Consider the following 14,080-nt stretch of genomic DNA (forward strand, 5'->3'; position numbering starts at 1 on the left):
GCGTCCCCACATGGGAACGGCTCCGGCTCCGGGAGGCGGTGTGCCTCCCGGAGCCGGAGCCGGGGAAGAAGGAGGAGACGCGGGGAGCGGCGGAACGGGGAGTGATGGGGCCGTCAGCCGACGGGCGGGGGCGCCGTCGATCCCCGTACGACGAGCTCGGGCTCGAAGAGGAGCTCGTCGGGGTCCGTCTGCGTGCCCTGGATCTGCGCGCACAGCAGCTCCACCGCGGCCCGCCCCATCGCTTCGATGGGCTGACGCACGGTCGAGAGCGGCGGCTCGGTGCAGTTCATGAACGCGGAGTCGTCGAAACCGACGACCGAGACCTGCGACGGAACGGCGAGTCCCCGCCGGCGCGCGGCACGGATGGCGCCCAGCGCAAGCGGGTCGCTGGCGCACACGATCCCGGTGACCCCCCGCTCCAGAAGGCGGTTGGCCGCGGCCTGACCCCCTTCGAGCGAGAAGATCGACCGTACGACGTGCTCGTCGGGCAGCTTCGTGCCCGCGGCCTCCGCGACGGCGCGGGCCGCCGCGAGCTTGCGGCGCGAGGGGACATGGTCACCGGGGCCGAGAACGAGCCCGATCCGCTCATGGCCGAGGGAAGCGAGGTGACGCCAGGCCTGCTCCACGGCGACAGCGTCGTCACAGGCGACACAGGGGAAGTCGAGTCCCGCGATCGAGGCGTTGATGAGGACCACCGGGATGCTGCGTTCCGCCAACTGGTGGTAGTGGTCGTGCGGGGCGTCCTCCTGCGCGAACAGACCACCCGCGAAGATCACGCCGGAGACCCCCTGCTGGAGGAGGAGGTCCACGTAGTCGGCCTCGGAGACGCCGCCCTTGGTCTGCGTACACAGCACCGGAGTCAGTCCCTGCTGCGCCAGCGCCCCGCCGATGACCTCCGCGAACGCGGGGAAGATGGGATTCTGCAGCTCCGGCAGCACGAGGCCGACGAGCCGCGCCCGCTCGCCGCGCAACTGCGTGGGCCGCTCGTACCCGAGCACGTCCAGCGCCGTGAGGACGGACTTGCGCGTCGCCTCGGAGACACCGGGCTTGCCGTTCAGGACACGACTGACCGTCGCCTCGCTGACTCCCACCTTCTTGGCCACCTGAGCAAGTCGTCGCGTCATGCACGCAAGAGTATCGCAAGATTCGCAAGCGAGTTGCGTAGATCCTCCATGGAAAACGCGGAGACCACAGCGGCCTGGGCGCGGCGCGTCCACGCGGCGCCGACGGGTGAGGCGACCTCGGAACAGGGCTTCGCATGCTCGGACTCGGTGTCGTGGAGAGCGTCGGCGAACGCGGCGGGAGTGCGCACGAGCGCAACTCGGTGGCGTCCGGCGTCGAAGTCGGGAAGGCTGGCGCCCATGGTTTCGGTATTGCAGAACGTGGCGATCGACTGTGCGGATGCCTATGAGCTGGCCCGGTTCTGGAGCGGGGTGACGGGTCGGCCGCTCCATCCGGAGGACGAACCGGGGCATCGGGAGACGCAGGTGCTGCTGGCGGAGGGACCGATGCTGTACTTCAACCAGGTGCCCGAGCCCAAGAAGACCAAGAACCGGATCCATCTGTGCGTGCGCCCTGAGACTTCGCGCGAGCAGGAGGTGGAACGGCTGCTGGGGATCGGTGCCACCTTTGTCGCCGATCACCGGAACCCCGACGGCTCCGGCTGGGCAGTCCTCGCCGACCCCGAAGGCAACGAATTCTGCGTGCTTCGCAGCGAGTCCGACCGGGCGGCGACGGACTCCTGAAGCTCGCGCGCCGTCCTGGCCGCTTCCGTACGGCAGTGGGTCACACCTCTTCACTGAGCGCCGCGACGCGACCGGAGGCACACGACCGGAGGCACGGGACCCCGGCCGGCGCCGGGGTCCCGTGCCTCCGCCGCCGAGAGGGCGAAGCGGTACGGCCGGGACGCGCATGTCGACGATCCTCGGCCGGAGCGTCACACGTGCAGGGTTCCCTCAAGGACGGTGACCGCGTTTCCGGTGAGATGGACGCGGTCACCGTGCACGGCGGTCCTGACGAGCCCGGTGCGCGTGGAGACCTGCAGGCCGGTGAGCCCGTTGCGCCCGAGCCGCGCCGACCAGTACGGGGCCAGTGCGGTGTGGGCGCTGCCGGTGACCGGGTCCTCCAGGATGCCCTCGGCGGGTGAGAAGAAGCGGGAGACGAAATCGTACTCAAGGCCCGGTCCGGGCGCCGGGGCAGTGATGATGATGCCGCGCAGGCTCTCGCGGCGGGTCACGTCGGCCACGGCGTCGAGGTCGGGGATCACTGCCCGGACGGTGGCCTCGTCGGGCAGGACGGTCAGCAGATCGCCGAGCGCGCCGGTACGGAAGGCCGCCTCCGGCTTCACCCCCAGGGCCTCCGCGAGGCCCGCCGGTACCGGGGCCTCGGTGCCGGGCGCGGCCGGGAAGTCCAGGGTGATGCTGCCGTCCTCGTGCGCATGGGCCGTGAGGATGCCACTGAACCTGCTGCGGAACCGTAGCTCGCCGACCACCCCTCGCTCCCTGCGCAGCGTGTGCACCGTGGCCAATGTGGCATGGCCGCACAGATTGGTCTCGACGAGCGGGGCGAACCAGCGAATCTCCCAGTCGGCGTCCTTGGCGCCCTCGTCTGTGGGAATCGGCCGCACAAAAGCGGTCTCCGAGTGGTTCATCTCGGCGGCGACCTGCTGCATCCAGGAGACTTCAGGCCAGTCTCCGGCGTCAAGCAGGACTACGCCCGCGGGGTTGCCGGCGAAGGGCCGGTCGGTGAAGGCGTCTACGACATGGATACGCATGCCGCGACCATAACGACGCCAATCACGACTGAGCCAAGTCCAATCCCGGATAAGTGGACTGACTTTCTGCCGCTGTCCGCTGTCCGCTGTCGGTGATGTGCGGTGCGCGGTCCGCGGTGCGCGGTGTGCGGTCTGCGCCGGGCTCATGGGCTCGTACGCGCGCAGGCTCGGGCGTCTCCGGCTACAGGCTCTGGTTCACGCCGCCGCCGAGATACCAGTCGCTGTCCGCGAGGCCGTACCGCAGCGCGGTGTCCCACATGTTCGGGCCGTGTGTGCGGGCATGATGGTCGGCGTCCTCCTTCAGGTGCGCGGCCAGCGCCTGGGGTCCACCTGCCCGCCAGATGGATCTGTGGAGCCACTGCTGGGAGGTGAGCGGCGAGACGGCGAATTCGGCGTACCGTTCCGCCAGCCTGAACGACCGGAAGTGGTGGTCGACGCGCTGCCTGAGTTCGGAGTCCCAGTCGGGCAGCGGCTGAATCCGGAACTGTACGGTCCAGTTGGAGACGTCTGCCAGGAGATAGCGGCCCGTGGTGCCCGGCCGGTCGTAGTAGGGGTGGAGCGTCCGTTCGCCGGGAGAGGCTCCGATGCGGTTGCCTTTGGCGAGGTTGCATGTGCCGCACGCGGGAACGAGGTTGGCCGGGCAGATGGTGTAGAGCGGGAGCGAGTCCTTCGGCAGGTGATGGTCCAGAGCGCCGACTTCACCGTTCCCGCACAGCAGACACCGCCCGAAGGGTGCTCTCGCCTTGAGCTCGTCGTATCTGACCCGTCCCTCCGTCCGCGCGACGAGGCCCTTGCTGTACACATCCCGCAGGAGGACTCCGTCAGGGTCCGGTTCCAGCTTCTCGGAGGCTTGCCCGGCGAGAGCGAGGAGATAGAGGCCACCGCTCGCCCCCGCGTCCGTGTAGTTCTCCTCGGCCGCCGTCAAGTCGGCTTCCCTGCCCAGCAGTCTGTCCTTGAGGACGGCTTCCCGTATCCCTGCGCAGCTGGCTGCCAGCGTGTCCTTCACTCTCATCTTCGGAGGATCCAGGGGAATCATGAGGTCGCCGAATCCCTTCGGAGCGTCATCACCCTCAGCAGACCCCGCGCTTCCGTTCCCAGTGAGTCGAACCGCTCCACGATCTCCTGATAGCTCAGGCCACGCTCGGCCAGATCGGCCAGTGCCGCGTAGAAGCCTGTCGCCGTGACCTCCAGGCCGAACGCCTCATGGGTGAGTTCGCTGACGTTCTCACCGTAGGTCTCCACCTGAGGGCGCTCCGCGGTGAGGATGTCGCCGTAGCGGCGCAGCTTGTACACGCACGACGCGGGCACTTCCTGGAGAACGACGGGCGAGTGAGTGGCGACCACGGCCATCCCGTTGAGCTCCGAGAGGAAGTCCGACAGCGCTCGGACGAAGGCGGAGAGCAGCGGGGGCTGAAGGTGCGCCTCGGGCTCGTCGATGAACACGACCGTCCGCTCGGCAACCTCGGTGATGAGCCGGGTGAGCGTCAGCAGCGCAATCTTGTGTCCGGAGCTGAGAGGTGCGAAGAGGCCGATGGCCTCGTCGCGGAACCGGCGGTTGGAGCCCTCTGTGAGCAGGCTGTCGAGATCGCCGCCGAAGTCGTCGAGGAACCCGGACTCCGGGTAGCTGAGGGTGCTGATGACCTTCTCCCAACGCTCACGCCGGGCACCGATGCGGGCGATCGCGAGGCTGCTCGCGAACTCCTCGGCCAGGTCCGCCCCTGTCTTGAGACGCTGGGGGTCGTTTCCGTCGCGCAGGCCTATGTAGGTGAAGTGTGGTGAGGGGACGGGATCGTTGAGCAGATCGTCGAAGGCGCTGAAGGACACCAGCACGACGTTGGGTGCGAACTTGGCGGTCTGTGCGGCGGACTGCGCGACTTCGATCTCCCCGCCGGCCACACCCAGCGCCATCCCGCGCATCATGCTGGTCTTGCCCACGCCGTTGCGTCCGATCAGGGCGTGAACGTTCGTCGGGGGCAGCGAGGTGGGGCTGGCGTGGAAGTCCAGGGTCGAGGGAGCGTGGTGGGAGCCGGCCGGCGCGGTGGGCGTATAGCTCCAGTGGAAGTCGACAACGCGCCGGCGGCCATGCGCGATGAGGTGGAGACGTTCCAATTCGGCGTCTCGGTGGGTGACGTCGCGCAGCAGGGACTTGCGGTACACGCGCAGGCCCCGTACCCGGTCGAGGAGGTCCACGCCGTAGTCGTAGGCGATATCGCGCAGCGAGGTGAGAATCGTCGATCTGGTCTCGTCGGCGAACTCGTTGAGCGCCTCGTAGTACGTGTCCCGCGTCCCCAGGCTGAAGTACTCCTCGCCCAGTGCCTCGAACTGCTGGGGCAATCGCTCATCCGTACGCCAGAATTCGTCACCAGGATTGCGGGCCATGTCCTGGTGCGCGATCCGAACGGCACCGATGGAGACCGGCTTCGTCGAGGGTCGCTTGATGCCCAACTCGAACATGGTCACGAAACCGTAGTCGTTCCAGTTGTCGGGAATCAGGTACGCGCCGTCATAGCCGGCGGGCAGCTCGCTCTCCCACCTCACCACGGTGAACTGCATGATCAACCCTCTCCGACGACCGCCGGGACACTGCGCGGCGGCGAAAGCCTAGCCGCAGCGCCCGTGCGGTGACCGGGCGGCGGGCTGGAACCGGACCACGGTGGGGGCGGAGCGGTGCAGCACCGGGCCGAGCTCAGGAGCGACCGCTGTCGAGCCGAAGACAGCGGCGCGGGCCACGGAAGACAGCACCTCAACAGGGCCGAAGGCACCGGCCGTGCGGTCCGGTACGCCTAGAACGCTGACTCCGCGCAGAGTTCCCGTAGCCACTTGGCGCTCTCCTCGGCACCTGTGGCGTCCGCGGTGTCGGACGCCCCGGGGAAGAGGCGGCCCCAGGAACAGGCACGGCCGATGGCGCCGAGTCGTTCGGCGAGGGTCAGCGCGCGGCGCAGTTCCGCTGCCGTTCGGCCGTTTCCCGTCCAGGGTTCCGCATAGGCGTCCCGCAGTCGGGGCAGCACCTCGGGGCCGTACCGTTCGCCGGCTGCTCGGGCAGGGACGAGGAAGCTGCAGAAGGGGTGGGAGACCGCGGCGTCGCCCCAGTCGAAGAAGGTGTATCGACCCGCCTCGGAGTGGAAGAGCTGACCGTCGTGCAGGTCGGAGTGGTCGAGTGTGTCCGCGATGCCCACGTCGGCGAGCTCCGTGCACCAGTCCACCAGGCGCGGCCGGAGTTCGTGCAGCCTCGTGAGATCGTCGGGCCGCAGCGCGGTGTTCTCGGCGATGACCCGGTCGAAGATGTCGGGAAGCGCGGTCGTGCGCGCGCTGGGGACGCCGAGCAGTTCGATCTCCTCGGCGTACGGGACCAGAGCGTGCTGCATGCTCGCGTACTGGCGCAGCGGCTCTTCCCAGGCACGCGGATCGGCGGGGCCGCGGTTGAGTACGTCCCTGAAGAGATCACCACCGTCGGGGAGCAGTGACCAGCCGTGGTCGACGTCGACGGCGAGTGGTTCCAGCACGTGCTCCGGCACCCAGCGGGACAGCGCGGAGGTGAGTGCCGCCTCGAAGGCACCGGCGGGCGGATTGGCCTTGAACCAGACGGCGCCATGGCCTACGACGCTCATGCGCACCAGGACCGACCACGGTCGTAGCCGGACTCTCCGTCGGCCCGTTTCGCGCAGGCCGCGCACGGTGAGCTGATGTTCCGCCCATCCGAGGGCCGCATCTCGCCAGGCATCCTGCTCCCAGGGCGTCATCGCATCCTGGTACTGCCCCCGGTCCACGACCATCGATCCATCATGCTGCATCGCAGAATCCCAGCACGGAGCCCACCGGGCTGCCACCGGTTTTCTCGCGCGGCCCGTGCCGGAACCCGGCCTGCTGAGGGGATGCCCCCTGCGAACCGGCCACCATGAACGGGGGGGGGAGGCCGCGAATTCGCCGACCGGACTATCCGGGGAGGGCACCGAGGCCGAGGCCGGTCAGATCACAGCTCGCGTCCCACAGCCGCGCCGCGACGGAGGTGTCGGCGAGGTGGTTCCACACCGGCTCGCGTCGGGGCTCGCCGCGCAGGCCGAAAACGCGGGGCCCCCACAGCTGGCCTCCCCGTACGGCCGGGTCGAGCACCGCTCGGACGGCGGGCCATGCGCCGGCGTGCTTGCCCTGGAGGAGGAGGGCCGCGGGTGCCGCGCTCAGCCGGGCGCCGGCCGTTCGCACATGGACCGGCGGTCGTGACGGGGTGAGGGAGTCCAGCGCGCCGCCGGGATGGACCACCACGCTCGCCACCGTGCTGCCGGCGGTGCGCAGCCGGCGGTCGAGTTCGACGCCGAAGTACATCTGCGCCAGCTTGGAGCGCCCGTAGGCGCGCTTGGGCCGGTAGTCGTCCTGGGACTGCAGGTCGTCCAGGTCGAGCCGCTCGGACTTGGCGGCGAAGCTGCCCATGGTCACGATGCGGGCTGCCGGCGCGGCCGACAGCAGCGGCATGAGCCACTGGGTCAACGCGAAGTGCCCCAGGTGATTCGTGCCGAACATGAGCTCGTGACCGGCCCCGGTCTCCCCGCGCGGCGGGGCGTCGAGCGCGACGCCGGCGTTGTGGACCACCGCGTCGAGGGATTCCACCTCCAGTGATTCCACCGCCGTTCCGAGCGACGAGAGGTCGGCGAGGTCCAGTCGCGCGGCCCGCAGCCGTGCTCCGGGGACACGCGCACGGATCGAGGCCATGGCGGCCTCGGCCCTGGTGGGATTCCGGCTGCCGAGGACGACGGTGGCCCCGGTTGCCGACAACTGCTCCGCGATGAAGTACCCGATGCCGGCGTTGCCGCCGGTGATCAGGAAGACACTGTCATCGGCGCGCGGCAGCCGTCGGACATCCCAGGGCGGGGCGGAGGACGGCGTGGGCGGCATGGCGAGGGACTCCCCTGCTGGTGAGGACGCCCGCGGCGGCTCCGTCGGGACGAGTGACACCGATGGTTCCAGCGGCCACCGACACATCGCCTACGGATCACCGACAGCCCGCTGTGACCCGCGGGCGTGAAGGAAGACGGCGGCACCGGCCGCCGCGGCGGCGATGACCAGGACGGCCAGCATGGCGACGGTCGCGGTGTCCGGGGAGGTGAGGGGCCGGCCCCGGTGGGCCTGCCACGTGAGGATGCCGGTCAGGGCGAGGCAGGCGCCTGCCGCGATCCACACCAGGGCGGTCCGGTGCCGGGGGCCGAGCGTGCGGGGCCCGAGGGTGAGCAGCAGGCCCAGCAGGCACAGAACCTGGAGGGAGTGGACACCGACGAAGTGCGGGACGCGCCAGTCCCCGCCTGCGGTACTGAAGTTGGTGATGGGCATGCCGGGGCCGCCGTCGGGCGGGCCGACGGTGTGCGCGCCGATGATCGGCATGCCGTGTCCCCGGTCCGCGGCGATCTCCTGCGCGGGCGTGGGCCGGACCATGAGGTAGGCGACGACCATGCTCGTGATGGTCACCACCAGCCCGAGCCGCATCGCCCAGGCCAGAGCGGGCGGCTCGACCCGTTCGCGTAGCAGCAGGCCCACCGTCACCACACCCATCAGCACCAGCGTCAGCGAGGCCACCAGCATGACGATGATCCTCGTGCCGGTGGTCACGGAGCTGAAGTTGAAGTGGCTGGTGGTCCCGGCCGCCGCCGCCCACGAGGCCCCTGCCCCCTCGATGGCCACCGAGACGACCGCCGCCCAGGACATCACCCGCACCAGACGGTCGTGGCCGCGTACGAAGGTCAGCAGCCAGATGAGGGTGACGCCGTAGAGGCCGAAGGAGAACGCGAACCGGGCGGGCTTGGCCCAGGCGGGCTGCCCGGTGATCTCTCGCGGGTCCACCGCCAGTCCCACCAGGGCGCCCACCGTGATCAGACCCGAGACGGCCCCGACGGCGACCAGCGGCCGGTTGACCACCCAGGTCCTCCGCACCAAGGCCCTCAGTCCGGAAACCTCCGCCATCGCCGTTTCCTTCCCGACACGCAAGCGCTCCGCCTGCTCGCATGATGGGCCGGAGCCCTACGGGTACGCGGCTCACCGGGCCACGCGCTCACCCACTCGTGGCCGGCCTCGGGTCAACCGGCCCACCCGTGCGGGACACATCCGCGGGCTCGGGCACAGCAACCGGGGCGACGGCACGCGGTACGCCGCGGCTCTGGAGCCCCGACGCCTTCTCTGGCATGCTCTCGTCAACACAACGCGCGTAGATTCCGCTGGAACACCAGGAGGACGGGTTATGTGTGAGCAATGCGGTCCGGTCGGCGGTGCGGTGGAGGAGTCGCCGGACCTCCGAGCCTCGGGCCCGTCACGCAGGAGACTGCTGCTCGGCGCCGGCGCCGGACTCGGGGTGGCGCTGACCGGCATACCGGCCCTGGCAACGCCGGCTTCGGCGGCAACGCTCAAGGACGGCCGGTGGTGCAACCCCGCGCGGGGCCGCTTCCCCTCCGGCGGACACTACGGGGCACCGCGCGGCGGCTACCCGCACGCGGGCCAGGACGTCACCAACTCGACGGGTACGGCCGTCCATGCCGCGGCCGCCGGCACCGTGGTGCGCCGGGGCACCGGCGTCCTGTCCGGGCGCACCGGGTACGGCCTGGTCATCTCGCACGGCAGCGGGCGGTACACCTACTACGGGCACCTCAGCGCGTTCCGGGTGGCCCTCAACGCCAGGGTCACCGTCGGCCAGCGCATCGCCGACATGGGCGCCACGGGCAATGTGACCGGCCCTCACCTCCACTTCGAGACGCACACCGGAGGGCTGGGGTCCACGACCGACCCCGTCACCTACCTCTCCGCCCGCGGCGTGGACCTGGGCGGCGGCTGGCCGGCCATCGCCCCCGGGGCCGCGGGGGCGACCGTCACGGCCGTACAGCGTCTGATCACCCAGCGCGGGACCACGCTGGTCGCCGACGGCGCCTACGGGGCGGTATCGGTCGGCGCGGTCAAGAAGTTCCAGTCCTCCCGGGGCCTGGTGGCCGATGGTGAGGTCGGCCCGAAGACCTGGCCCAGCCTGGTCTACTCACTCCGGCGGGGGCATGCGGGATCCCACGTACGCGGCCTTCAGTCGCTGCTGAACAAGCACAGCGCCGGACTCGCCGTCGACGGTTCCTTCGGTACGGTGACCGACTCCGCCCTCCGCGGCTACCAGGGGGCCAACCGCCTGACCGTCGACGGCCTGGCGGGCCCGAAGACCTGGGAGGCACTCGCCGGGTGAGGGCCGGGGACGGACCCGGGCACGTCCACCCGCCTAAGGGCGGTCGCGGATGCCCCTGGCTCCGGCCCGCCGCCGGGAAGGGTCCGGTCGCTGTCGTCGCCCCTGCCCGGTGCCCGGACCCACGCATCGTCGCGCGTCAGACCCATGAGAGCCCCCGGGCCGGACAGCGCCGCCCGAACGATCCGGCCCACGGCCGCACGGTCCGTTCAGCGGCGGGAACGCTGCCGCTCGGCCCGGGGGCCGTGGTCAGGCGTGCGGTCGGGGGTGCGCGTTCTCCTGTCTCAGCACGGCCGAGGCGAGCCGGAACCCCGGCGGCATGACTCGCTCCAGTTCCTGTCCCAGTCTCTGGGCTTCGCCGCGTACTTGGGCCGGGATGTCGCCTTGCTCGGCGATGAGGCGGTTGTAGATCGGAGTCTCCGGGAACACGGGCGCAACTGCTTTCTGCTGAGGGAAAGGTTTCCTGCGGAAATCGTCTGCGGACAGGGAAGGCTGACAGCGACCGGCCTACCGGGCACGACCGAGCCGGTGGGCCGCCGCTCCCGGTCCGGGCCGAATTGGGTTCATGGGGTGCGGGAGATCCCGGGCGGGAGCGGCACCTGGTCCGCCCGTCCGTCCACGGATTCACGCGGCGTCAGGCCTTCCTTCCGGCTTCGACAGTCACCGTCGAGCGGACAATCTATAGGGTCGGGCGGTGCGGAACCGTCACCGCTTGCTGGACAAGCGGTGATACGACGTGCTCGGCATCAGCATCCCGGCCCCGCCTCTCGGCCGGCTCGCCCCATGATCGAGGACTGCACGCGGCCAGGATCCGAAGTCGCCGCACCCCGTGCTCGGGTCACCAGGCAGCGCCACTGGTCCAGTGCCTCACCCAGGCCGCGAAGCCTGATCCGTTCCGGGAGAACGGGTAGGCTCCCTCGCCACTGATCCACCAGATGTGCCCGCGCTGAGGGCCGGCGACGATCAGGTGCCAGTACATGCCGCACCCATCGGTACCGAGCACGATCGAGCCATGATCGAAGACGGAACGCGGAACGCCCTCATCCGGGTCCATGTCCTCGTCCGCCTCCCACATCCACGCCTTCGTGAGGGGGAAAGGCAGGGCGAGACGCCGTTCATCGCGGGCGTCGCCCCAGTCCCGGGGCAGCGCGGCCAGCGGCAGGAGCCCGTAGTCCGGCGGGCCCTGCTCGCAGCCGTCGGATATCTCCGCCACGCACGTACGGTACGGCTCCGGCAGCACGATGCCGTGCTGGGACTCGAAGGCCCGCACCGTGTCCCAGCCGAGCGGAAGGCCCCCGCCCTTGAGCGCGCCGCGGAGCATGGACAGCTCCGCGGGATCTCCGTGATCAACGTTCATGGAGAACAGATACCACCCGGCACTGACAACGCGAGGGGGCGGACAGGAGCAGCTGACGCGACGCATGCCACCGCGGGGTCCGACATCACGGTCGGACCGGGCCACGAAGCCCTGGCAACGGAGGATCATCCCGAGTCACGGTCCGGGGCGGCCGGCCCTCACCCGGTCCTGTCCGATCACCCGCGCTTCCCGGGGAGAACGCGGCCTTCGGTCGTAGCGCCTTCCGGCCGTGCCGCGCCCGTCCCACCGGGCGCGGCACGGCCGTCTACGACTCGGCGTGCCGCCCCCGCTGCTCCAGACGCCGCACCGCACGGGCGGCCTGACCGGCGGCCCGGCGTGCCTCCCGCAGGGCACGCTCCGCCGCTTCCACCGCCGTACCGGCCTCCGCCGCGACCGCCCCGGCCTCGGACTCGGCCCTCCGGGCCTCCCTCAGCTCATGCTCCGCACGGTGAACCCGGTCGGCTGCCTCTTCGGCCTCGTGTCCGGCCCTTCCCTGCCTGTCACGGGCCTCGCCGAGCTCCTGCTCGCACCGGCCGGCCGCCGCGTCGGCCTCCTCCGCCTTCGTACGAGCACGGTCGAGGCCGCTCGGCCGCCGCTCCGCCGCCCGCCCCGGTTGCTTCTCCGGCGTCGGTCCCTCAGCGGGGTCCGGGCGGGCGGGTGCCGTCCGGGGGGCGACGTCGGCGAATCCGACCGCGGCTCCGGGCACCTTCACGAGCCGGCCCCTCGACCACTGCTCGGCGAGGTCCGGGTGGGCGAGGACCGCGTGGAGGGTCTGCTCGATCTCGTGCAGCACCGTGCCGCTCACCGGCTGCCCGGCCGCGCGGGCCAGATCAGCGGCTGTACGGGCCAGAGCGGTCACCAGCTGATGCTGGCGGCGACCCGCCGCACGCAACTGCCCGGCATCGAGCTCCCGGTGGGCCTCCCGCAGGCTCTCCCCCAACGCCAGAAACCGCTCCGCCTCCCCCGGCTGCCGACGGGCCAGGATGTTCGCGGCCCACGCCGCGAGCACCGGCCGGCGCAACGCCGCGATGGCCTTCGCCCCGGCCGTGTCCTTCGCCTTCCGCGCCTGAGCGACGTACGCATCCCTCGCCGCCAGGAAATCGGCCGGCTTCAGCCCGTACAGCTCCTCAGCCACCTCTTCGACGTCCACAGCCCCACTGTGCGCGGCTCGTAGGCTCCGGGCACGGTCACACCCGCCACACCTCCGCCGGATGCCCGCCCCGATCACCCGGGCGAGGCGCGGCCTCCGGCGAAGTACCGCCCGCGAAGTCCCCCTCCGGAACCTGCGCGATGTATCGCTTCCCTCTTCCGGTGCACACCTGACCCGAGGCTGCTGGCACGATCGTGTCAGCAGTGTTCGTGACCAACAGTCACCGAAGGACGAGCGATGCCGAAGCAAGAGCCCCAGCGGCGCGTCAGGGTGCGCCGCGCCGACCGTCCGGGCGATCTGGGCTGGGCGGTGATGGCCCACGGCGAGGTCTACGGCCAACAGTTCGGCTGGAACACCGACTTCGAGGCCCTGGTGGCCAGGATCGTCGCCGAGTACGGCACCGGGCACGACCCGGCCACGGAGGCGGCCTGGATCGCTGAAGTCGACGGCGAGCGGGCGGGCTGCGTCTTCCTGGTGTCCGGCGCCCGGCCGGGCGTGGCCAAGCTGCGCATCCTGCTCGTCACTCCGGCCGCCAGGGGACTCGGTCTCGGCACCCGGCTCGTCGGGGAGTGCCTGGCCTTCGCCCGCGAAGCCGGCTACCGGCAGGTGACGCTGTGGACCAACGACGTCCTGGTGTCCGCCAGGAGGATCTACGAGCACTTCGGGTTCACACTCGCCGATCAGGAGCCCCACCACAGCTTCGGCCACGACCTCGTCGGCCAGAACTGGAACCTCAGCCTCTGCCAGGCCGGCGACTGCCAGGCAGAAAGCTGACGCGCGCCGGGCCCGGAAACGCCGGCCAGGGACTGCCGCGTCCCGACGGGACGCCGAACGGACGCCTCCCCGCCGGCGGAAGCCCGATGCCCCATACAGGTCGGGGCGAAGTGGGCATGGTGCGCACCTCAGTTGGCCACGCAACGGGGTGGACACGCCAGGGCGCAGAAATGATCTAGGTTGCGGGGATGGAATGGACAGCATTGGTGGCCACGTTCGTCGGCGCGAGTATCGCCATGGGGTCGGCGGTCCTCGTGGAGATACGCAAGGACCGGCGCGAGACGTCCACCGAGTGGAGACTCGGCAAGCGCGAGCTGTACGGCACCTACCTGGCGAAACTCGCCCAGGTTCGCAGCGATCTGCAGCTCACCGTCCTTGACCGGTCCCTCTCGGCGGCCGAGCGGACAGTCGTGTCACGCCAGACCTTCGCCGGTTGCTACGAACTGCGCTATCAGCTGGAGGTCTTCGCTCCCGCGTCGGTCGTCGAGCCGGCGGTCACCTACTTCCGGGCCGTACGCAAACTCAGGGATGCCACCGCCGCAGGAATGGAGGACGGTGACGAGGAGTGCGAGCGCGTCTTCCGGGAGGTGATGGACACCTTGGCCGGCGTCCGAGCCGCCATGCGCCTGGACATGGGAACCGACAAGCTGGCGACGGGCTGACCGGGTGGCCCTCGGGAGTACGGTCCGCCGTGCCGGTCGCTTCACAGCGTCTCCGCCGCCGGGAGGCTCCGACCCCGGTACACCGGCCGGAGCCCCGCGCCGGCCACCGGGTCAGGTCCGGTGACCGACGACTCCCAGGAGCGGTGCCCGATCGAGTGATAAGTCGAGC

At 70.6% G+C, this 14,080-nt stretch carries 16 protein-coding genes; 4 read left to right on the top strand and 12 right to left on the bottom strand.

What is annotated here, in order from left to right; all coding sequences use genetic code 11:
• Nucleotides 1-113: 113 nt before the first annotated feature.
• Both ABT170_RS26525 and ABT170_RS26530 read right to left on the bottom strand, forming a co-directional pair.
• Nucleotides 114-1,124 carry a LacI family DNA-binding transcriptional regulator gene (locus ABT170_RS26525; RefSeq protein WP_329943559.1) on the bottom strand — a complete coding sequence of 337 codons (1,011 nt, stop codon included), beginning with the start codon at nt 1,122-1,124 and terminating at the stop codon, nt 114-116.
• The gene (locus tag ABT170_RS26530) at nt 1,121-1,363 is read right to left on the bottom strand and encodes a hypothetical protein (RefSeq protein ID WP_351871386.1); all 243 of its coding nucleotides are present in this window, start codon (nt 1,361-1,363) and stop codon (nt 1,121-1,123) included. The genes ABT170_RS26525 and ABT170_RS26530 overlap by 4 nt, the downstream gene beginning before the upstream one ends.
• Between ABT170_RS26530 and ABT170_RS26535 the strand changes: the two genes are divergently transcribed.
• Nucleotides 1,362-1,745 carry a VOC family protein gene (locus ABT170_RS26535; RefSeq protein ID WP_351871389.1) on the top strand — a complete coding sequence of 128 codons (384 nt, stop codon included), beginning with the start codon at nt 1,362-1,364 and terminating at the stop codon, nt 1,743-1,745. The two genes, ABT170_RS26530 and ABT170_RS26535, sit on opposite strands and share 2 nt — an antisense overlap.
• Before the next feature lie 191 nt (nt 1,746-1,936).
• Here the strand turns inward: ABT170_RS26535 and ABT170_RS26540 are convergent, their stop codons facing one another.
• The 7 genes from ABT170_RS26540 to ABT170_RS26570 all read right to left on the bottom strand — a co-directional run bounded on the left by ABT170_RS26540 (nt 1,937) and on the right by ABT170_RS26570 (nt 8,719).
• Nucleotides 1,937-2,773, bottom strand: a complete 837-nt coding sequence (locus tag ABT170_RS26540) for a PhzF family phenazine biosynthesis protein (RefSeq protein ID WP_329943558.1) — start codon at nt 2,771-2,773, stop codon at nt 1,937-1,939.
• A 181-nt stretch (nt 2,774-2,954) separates the two neighbouring features.
• Entirely contained in the window at nt 2,955-3,785 is an 831-nt protein-coding gene (locus tag ABT170_RS26545) for a hypothetical protein (protein ID WP_329943557.1), read from the bottom strand.
• A 20-nt stretch (nt 3,786-3,805) separates the two neighbouring features.
• Entirely contained in the window at nt 3,806-5,326 is a 1,521-nt protein-coding gene (locus tag ABT170_RS26550; RefSeq protein WP_329943556.1) for an AAA family ATPase, read from the bottom strand.
• 48 nt (nt 5,327-5,374) lie between these two features.
• Nucleotides 5,375-5,503: a hypothetical protein gene (locus tag ABT170_RS26555; protein ID WP_351871430.1), complete on the bottom strand. Its 129-nt coding sequence runs from the start codon at nt 5,501-5,503 to the stop codon at nt 5,375-5,377.
• Between the two features lie 53 nt (nt 5,504-5,556).
• Nucleotides 5,557-6,564, bottom strand: a complete 1,008-nt coding sequence (locus ABT170_RS26560) for an aminoglycoside phosphotransferase family protein (RefSeq protein ID WP_329943555.1) — start codon at nt 6,562-6,564, stop codon at nt 5,557-5,559.
• 142 nt (nt 6,565-6,706) lie between these two features.
• Entirely contained in the window at nt 6,707-7,660 is a 954-nt protein-coding gene (locus tag ABT170_RS26565; protein ID WP_351871393.1) for an SDR family NAD(P)-dependent oxidoreductase, read from the bottom strand.
• A 90-nt stretch (nt 7,661-7,750) separates the two neighbouring features.
• Nucleotides 7,751-8,719 (bottom strand): hypothetical protein, encoded by a 969-nt coding sequence (locus ABT170_RS26570; protein ID WP_351871396.1) that lies wholly within the window; start codon nt 8,717-8,719, stop codon nt 7,751-7,753.
• 274 nt (nt 8,720-8,993) lie between these two features.
• Here ABT170_RS26570 and ABT170_RS26575 point away from each other — a divergent pair, with 274 nt between their 5' ends.
• Nucleotides 8,994-9,971, top strand: coding sequence for a peptidoglycan-binding protein (locus ABT170_RS26575; RefSeq protein ID WP_502970569.1), 978 nt, complete (start codon nt 8,994-8,996; stop codon nt 9,969-9,971).
• Nucleotides 9,972-10,217: 246 nt separating this feature from the next.
• Here ABT170_RS26575 and ABT170_RS26580 read toward each other — a convergent pair whose 3' ends face one another.
• From ABT170_RS26580 to ABT170_RS26590, 3 genes are all read right to left on the bottom strand, one after another.
• Nucleotides 10,218-10,397 (bottom strand): hypothetical protein, encoded by a 180-nt coding sequence (locus ABT170_RS26580; protein ID WP_266928529.1) that lies wholly within the window; start codon nt 10,395-10,397, stop codon nt 10,218-10,220.
• Nucleotides 10,398-10,806: 409 nt separating this feature from the next.
• The gene (locus ABT170_RS26585; protein WP_329943552.1) at nt 10,807-11,325 is read right to left on the bottom strand and encodes an SMI1/KNR4 family protein; all 519 of its coding nucleotides are present in this window, start codon (nt 11,323-11,325) and stop codon (nt 10,807-10,809) included.
• 265 nt (nt 11,326-11,590) lie between these two features.
• Complete coding sequence (locus ABT170_RS26590; RefSeq protein ID WP_351871398.1) at nt 11,591-12,475, bottom strand: hypothetical protein; 885 nt, start codon at nt 12,473-12,475, stop codon at nt 11,591-11,593.
• Between the two features lie 237 nt (nt 12,476-12,712).
• On the opposite strand from ABT170_RS26590, the gene ABT170_RS26595 reads away from it, so the two are divergent.
• The gene (locus ABT170_RS26595) at nt 12,713-13,249 is read left to right on the top strand and encodes a GNAT family N-acetyltransferase (protein ID WP_329943550.1); all 537 of its coding nucleotides are present in this window, start codon (nt 12,713-12,715) and stop codon (nt 13,247-13,249) included.
• Between the two features lie 188 nt (nt 13,250-13,437).
• The gene (locus ABT170_RS26600) at nt 13,438-13,911 is read left to right on the top strand and encodes a hypothetical protein (protein ID WP_329943549.1); all 474 of its coding nucleotides are present in this window, start codon (nt 13,438-13,440) and stop codon (nt 13,909-13,911) included.
• Nucleotides 13,912-14,080 lie beyond the last annotated feature (169 nt).

The sequence above is a fragment of the Streptomyces sp. NPDC001787 genome (assembly GCF_040297465.1).
Lineage (GTDB): Bacteria > Actinomycetota > Actinomycetes > Streptomycetales > Streptomycetaceae > Streptomyces.

Bases quoted from the DNA above. Each gene is read 5' to 3' on its own strand.
- ABT170_RS26525 (WP_329943559.1), bottom strand. From the start codon at position 1,124: ATGACGCGACGACTTGCTCAGGTGGCCAAGAAGGTGGGAGTCAGCGAG.
- ABT170_RS26535 (WP_351871389.1), top strand. From the start codon at position 1,362: ATGGTTTCGGTATTGCAGAACGTGGCGATCGACTGTGCGGATGCCTAT.
- ABT170_RS26530 (WP_351871386.1), bottom strand. From the start codon at position 1,363: ATGGGCGCCAGCCTTCCCGACTTCGACGCCGGACGCCACCGAGTTGCG.
- ABT170_RS26540 (WP_329943558.1), bottom strand. From the start codon at position 2,773: ATGCGTATCCATGTCGTAGACGCCTTCACCGACCGGCCCTTCGCCGGC.
- ABT170_RS26545 (WP_329943557.1), bottom strand. From the start codon at position 3,785: ATGAGAGTGAAGGACACGCTGGCAGCCAGCTGCGCAGGGATACGGGAA.
- ABT170_RS26550 (WP_329943556.1), bottom strand. From the start codon at position 5,326: ATGCAGTTCACCGTGGTGAGGTGGGAGAGCGAGCTGCCCGCCGGCTAT.
- ABT170_RS26560 (WP_329943555.1), bottom strand. From the start codon at position 6,564: ATGCAGCATGATGGATCGATGGTCGTGGACCGGGGGCAGTACCAGGAT.
- ABT170_RS26565 (WP_351871393.1), bottom strand. From the start codon at position 7,660: ATGCCGCCCACGCCGTCCTCCGCCCCGCCCTGGGATGTCCGACGGCTG.
- ABT170_RS26570 (WP_351871396.1), bottom strand. From the start codon at position 8,719: ATGGCGGAGGTTTCCGGACTGAGGGCCTTGGTGCGGAGGACCTGGGTG.
- ABT170_RS26575 (WP_502970569.1), top strand. From the start codon at position 8,994: ATGTGTGAGCAATGCGGTCCGGTCGGCGGTGCGGTGGAGGAGTCGCCG.
- ABT170_RS26585 (WP_329943552.1), bottom strand. From the start codon at position 11,325: ATGAACGTTGATCACGGAGATCCCGCGGAGCTGTCCATGCTCCGCGGC.
- ABT170_RS26595 (WP_329943550.1), top strand. From the start codon at position 12,713: ATGCCGAAGCAAGAGCCCCAGCGGCGCGTCAGGGTGCGCCGCGCCGAC.
- ABT170_RS26600 (WP_329943549.1), top strand. From the start codon at position 13,438: ATGGAATGGACAGCATTGGTGGCCACGTTCGTCGGCGCGAGTATCGCC.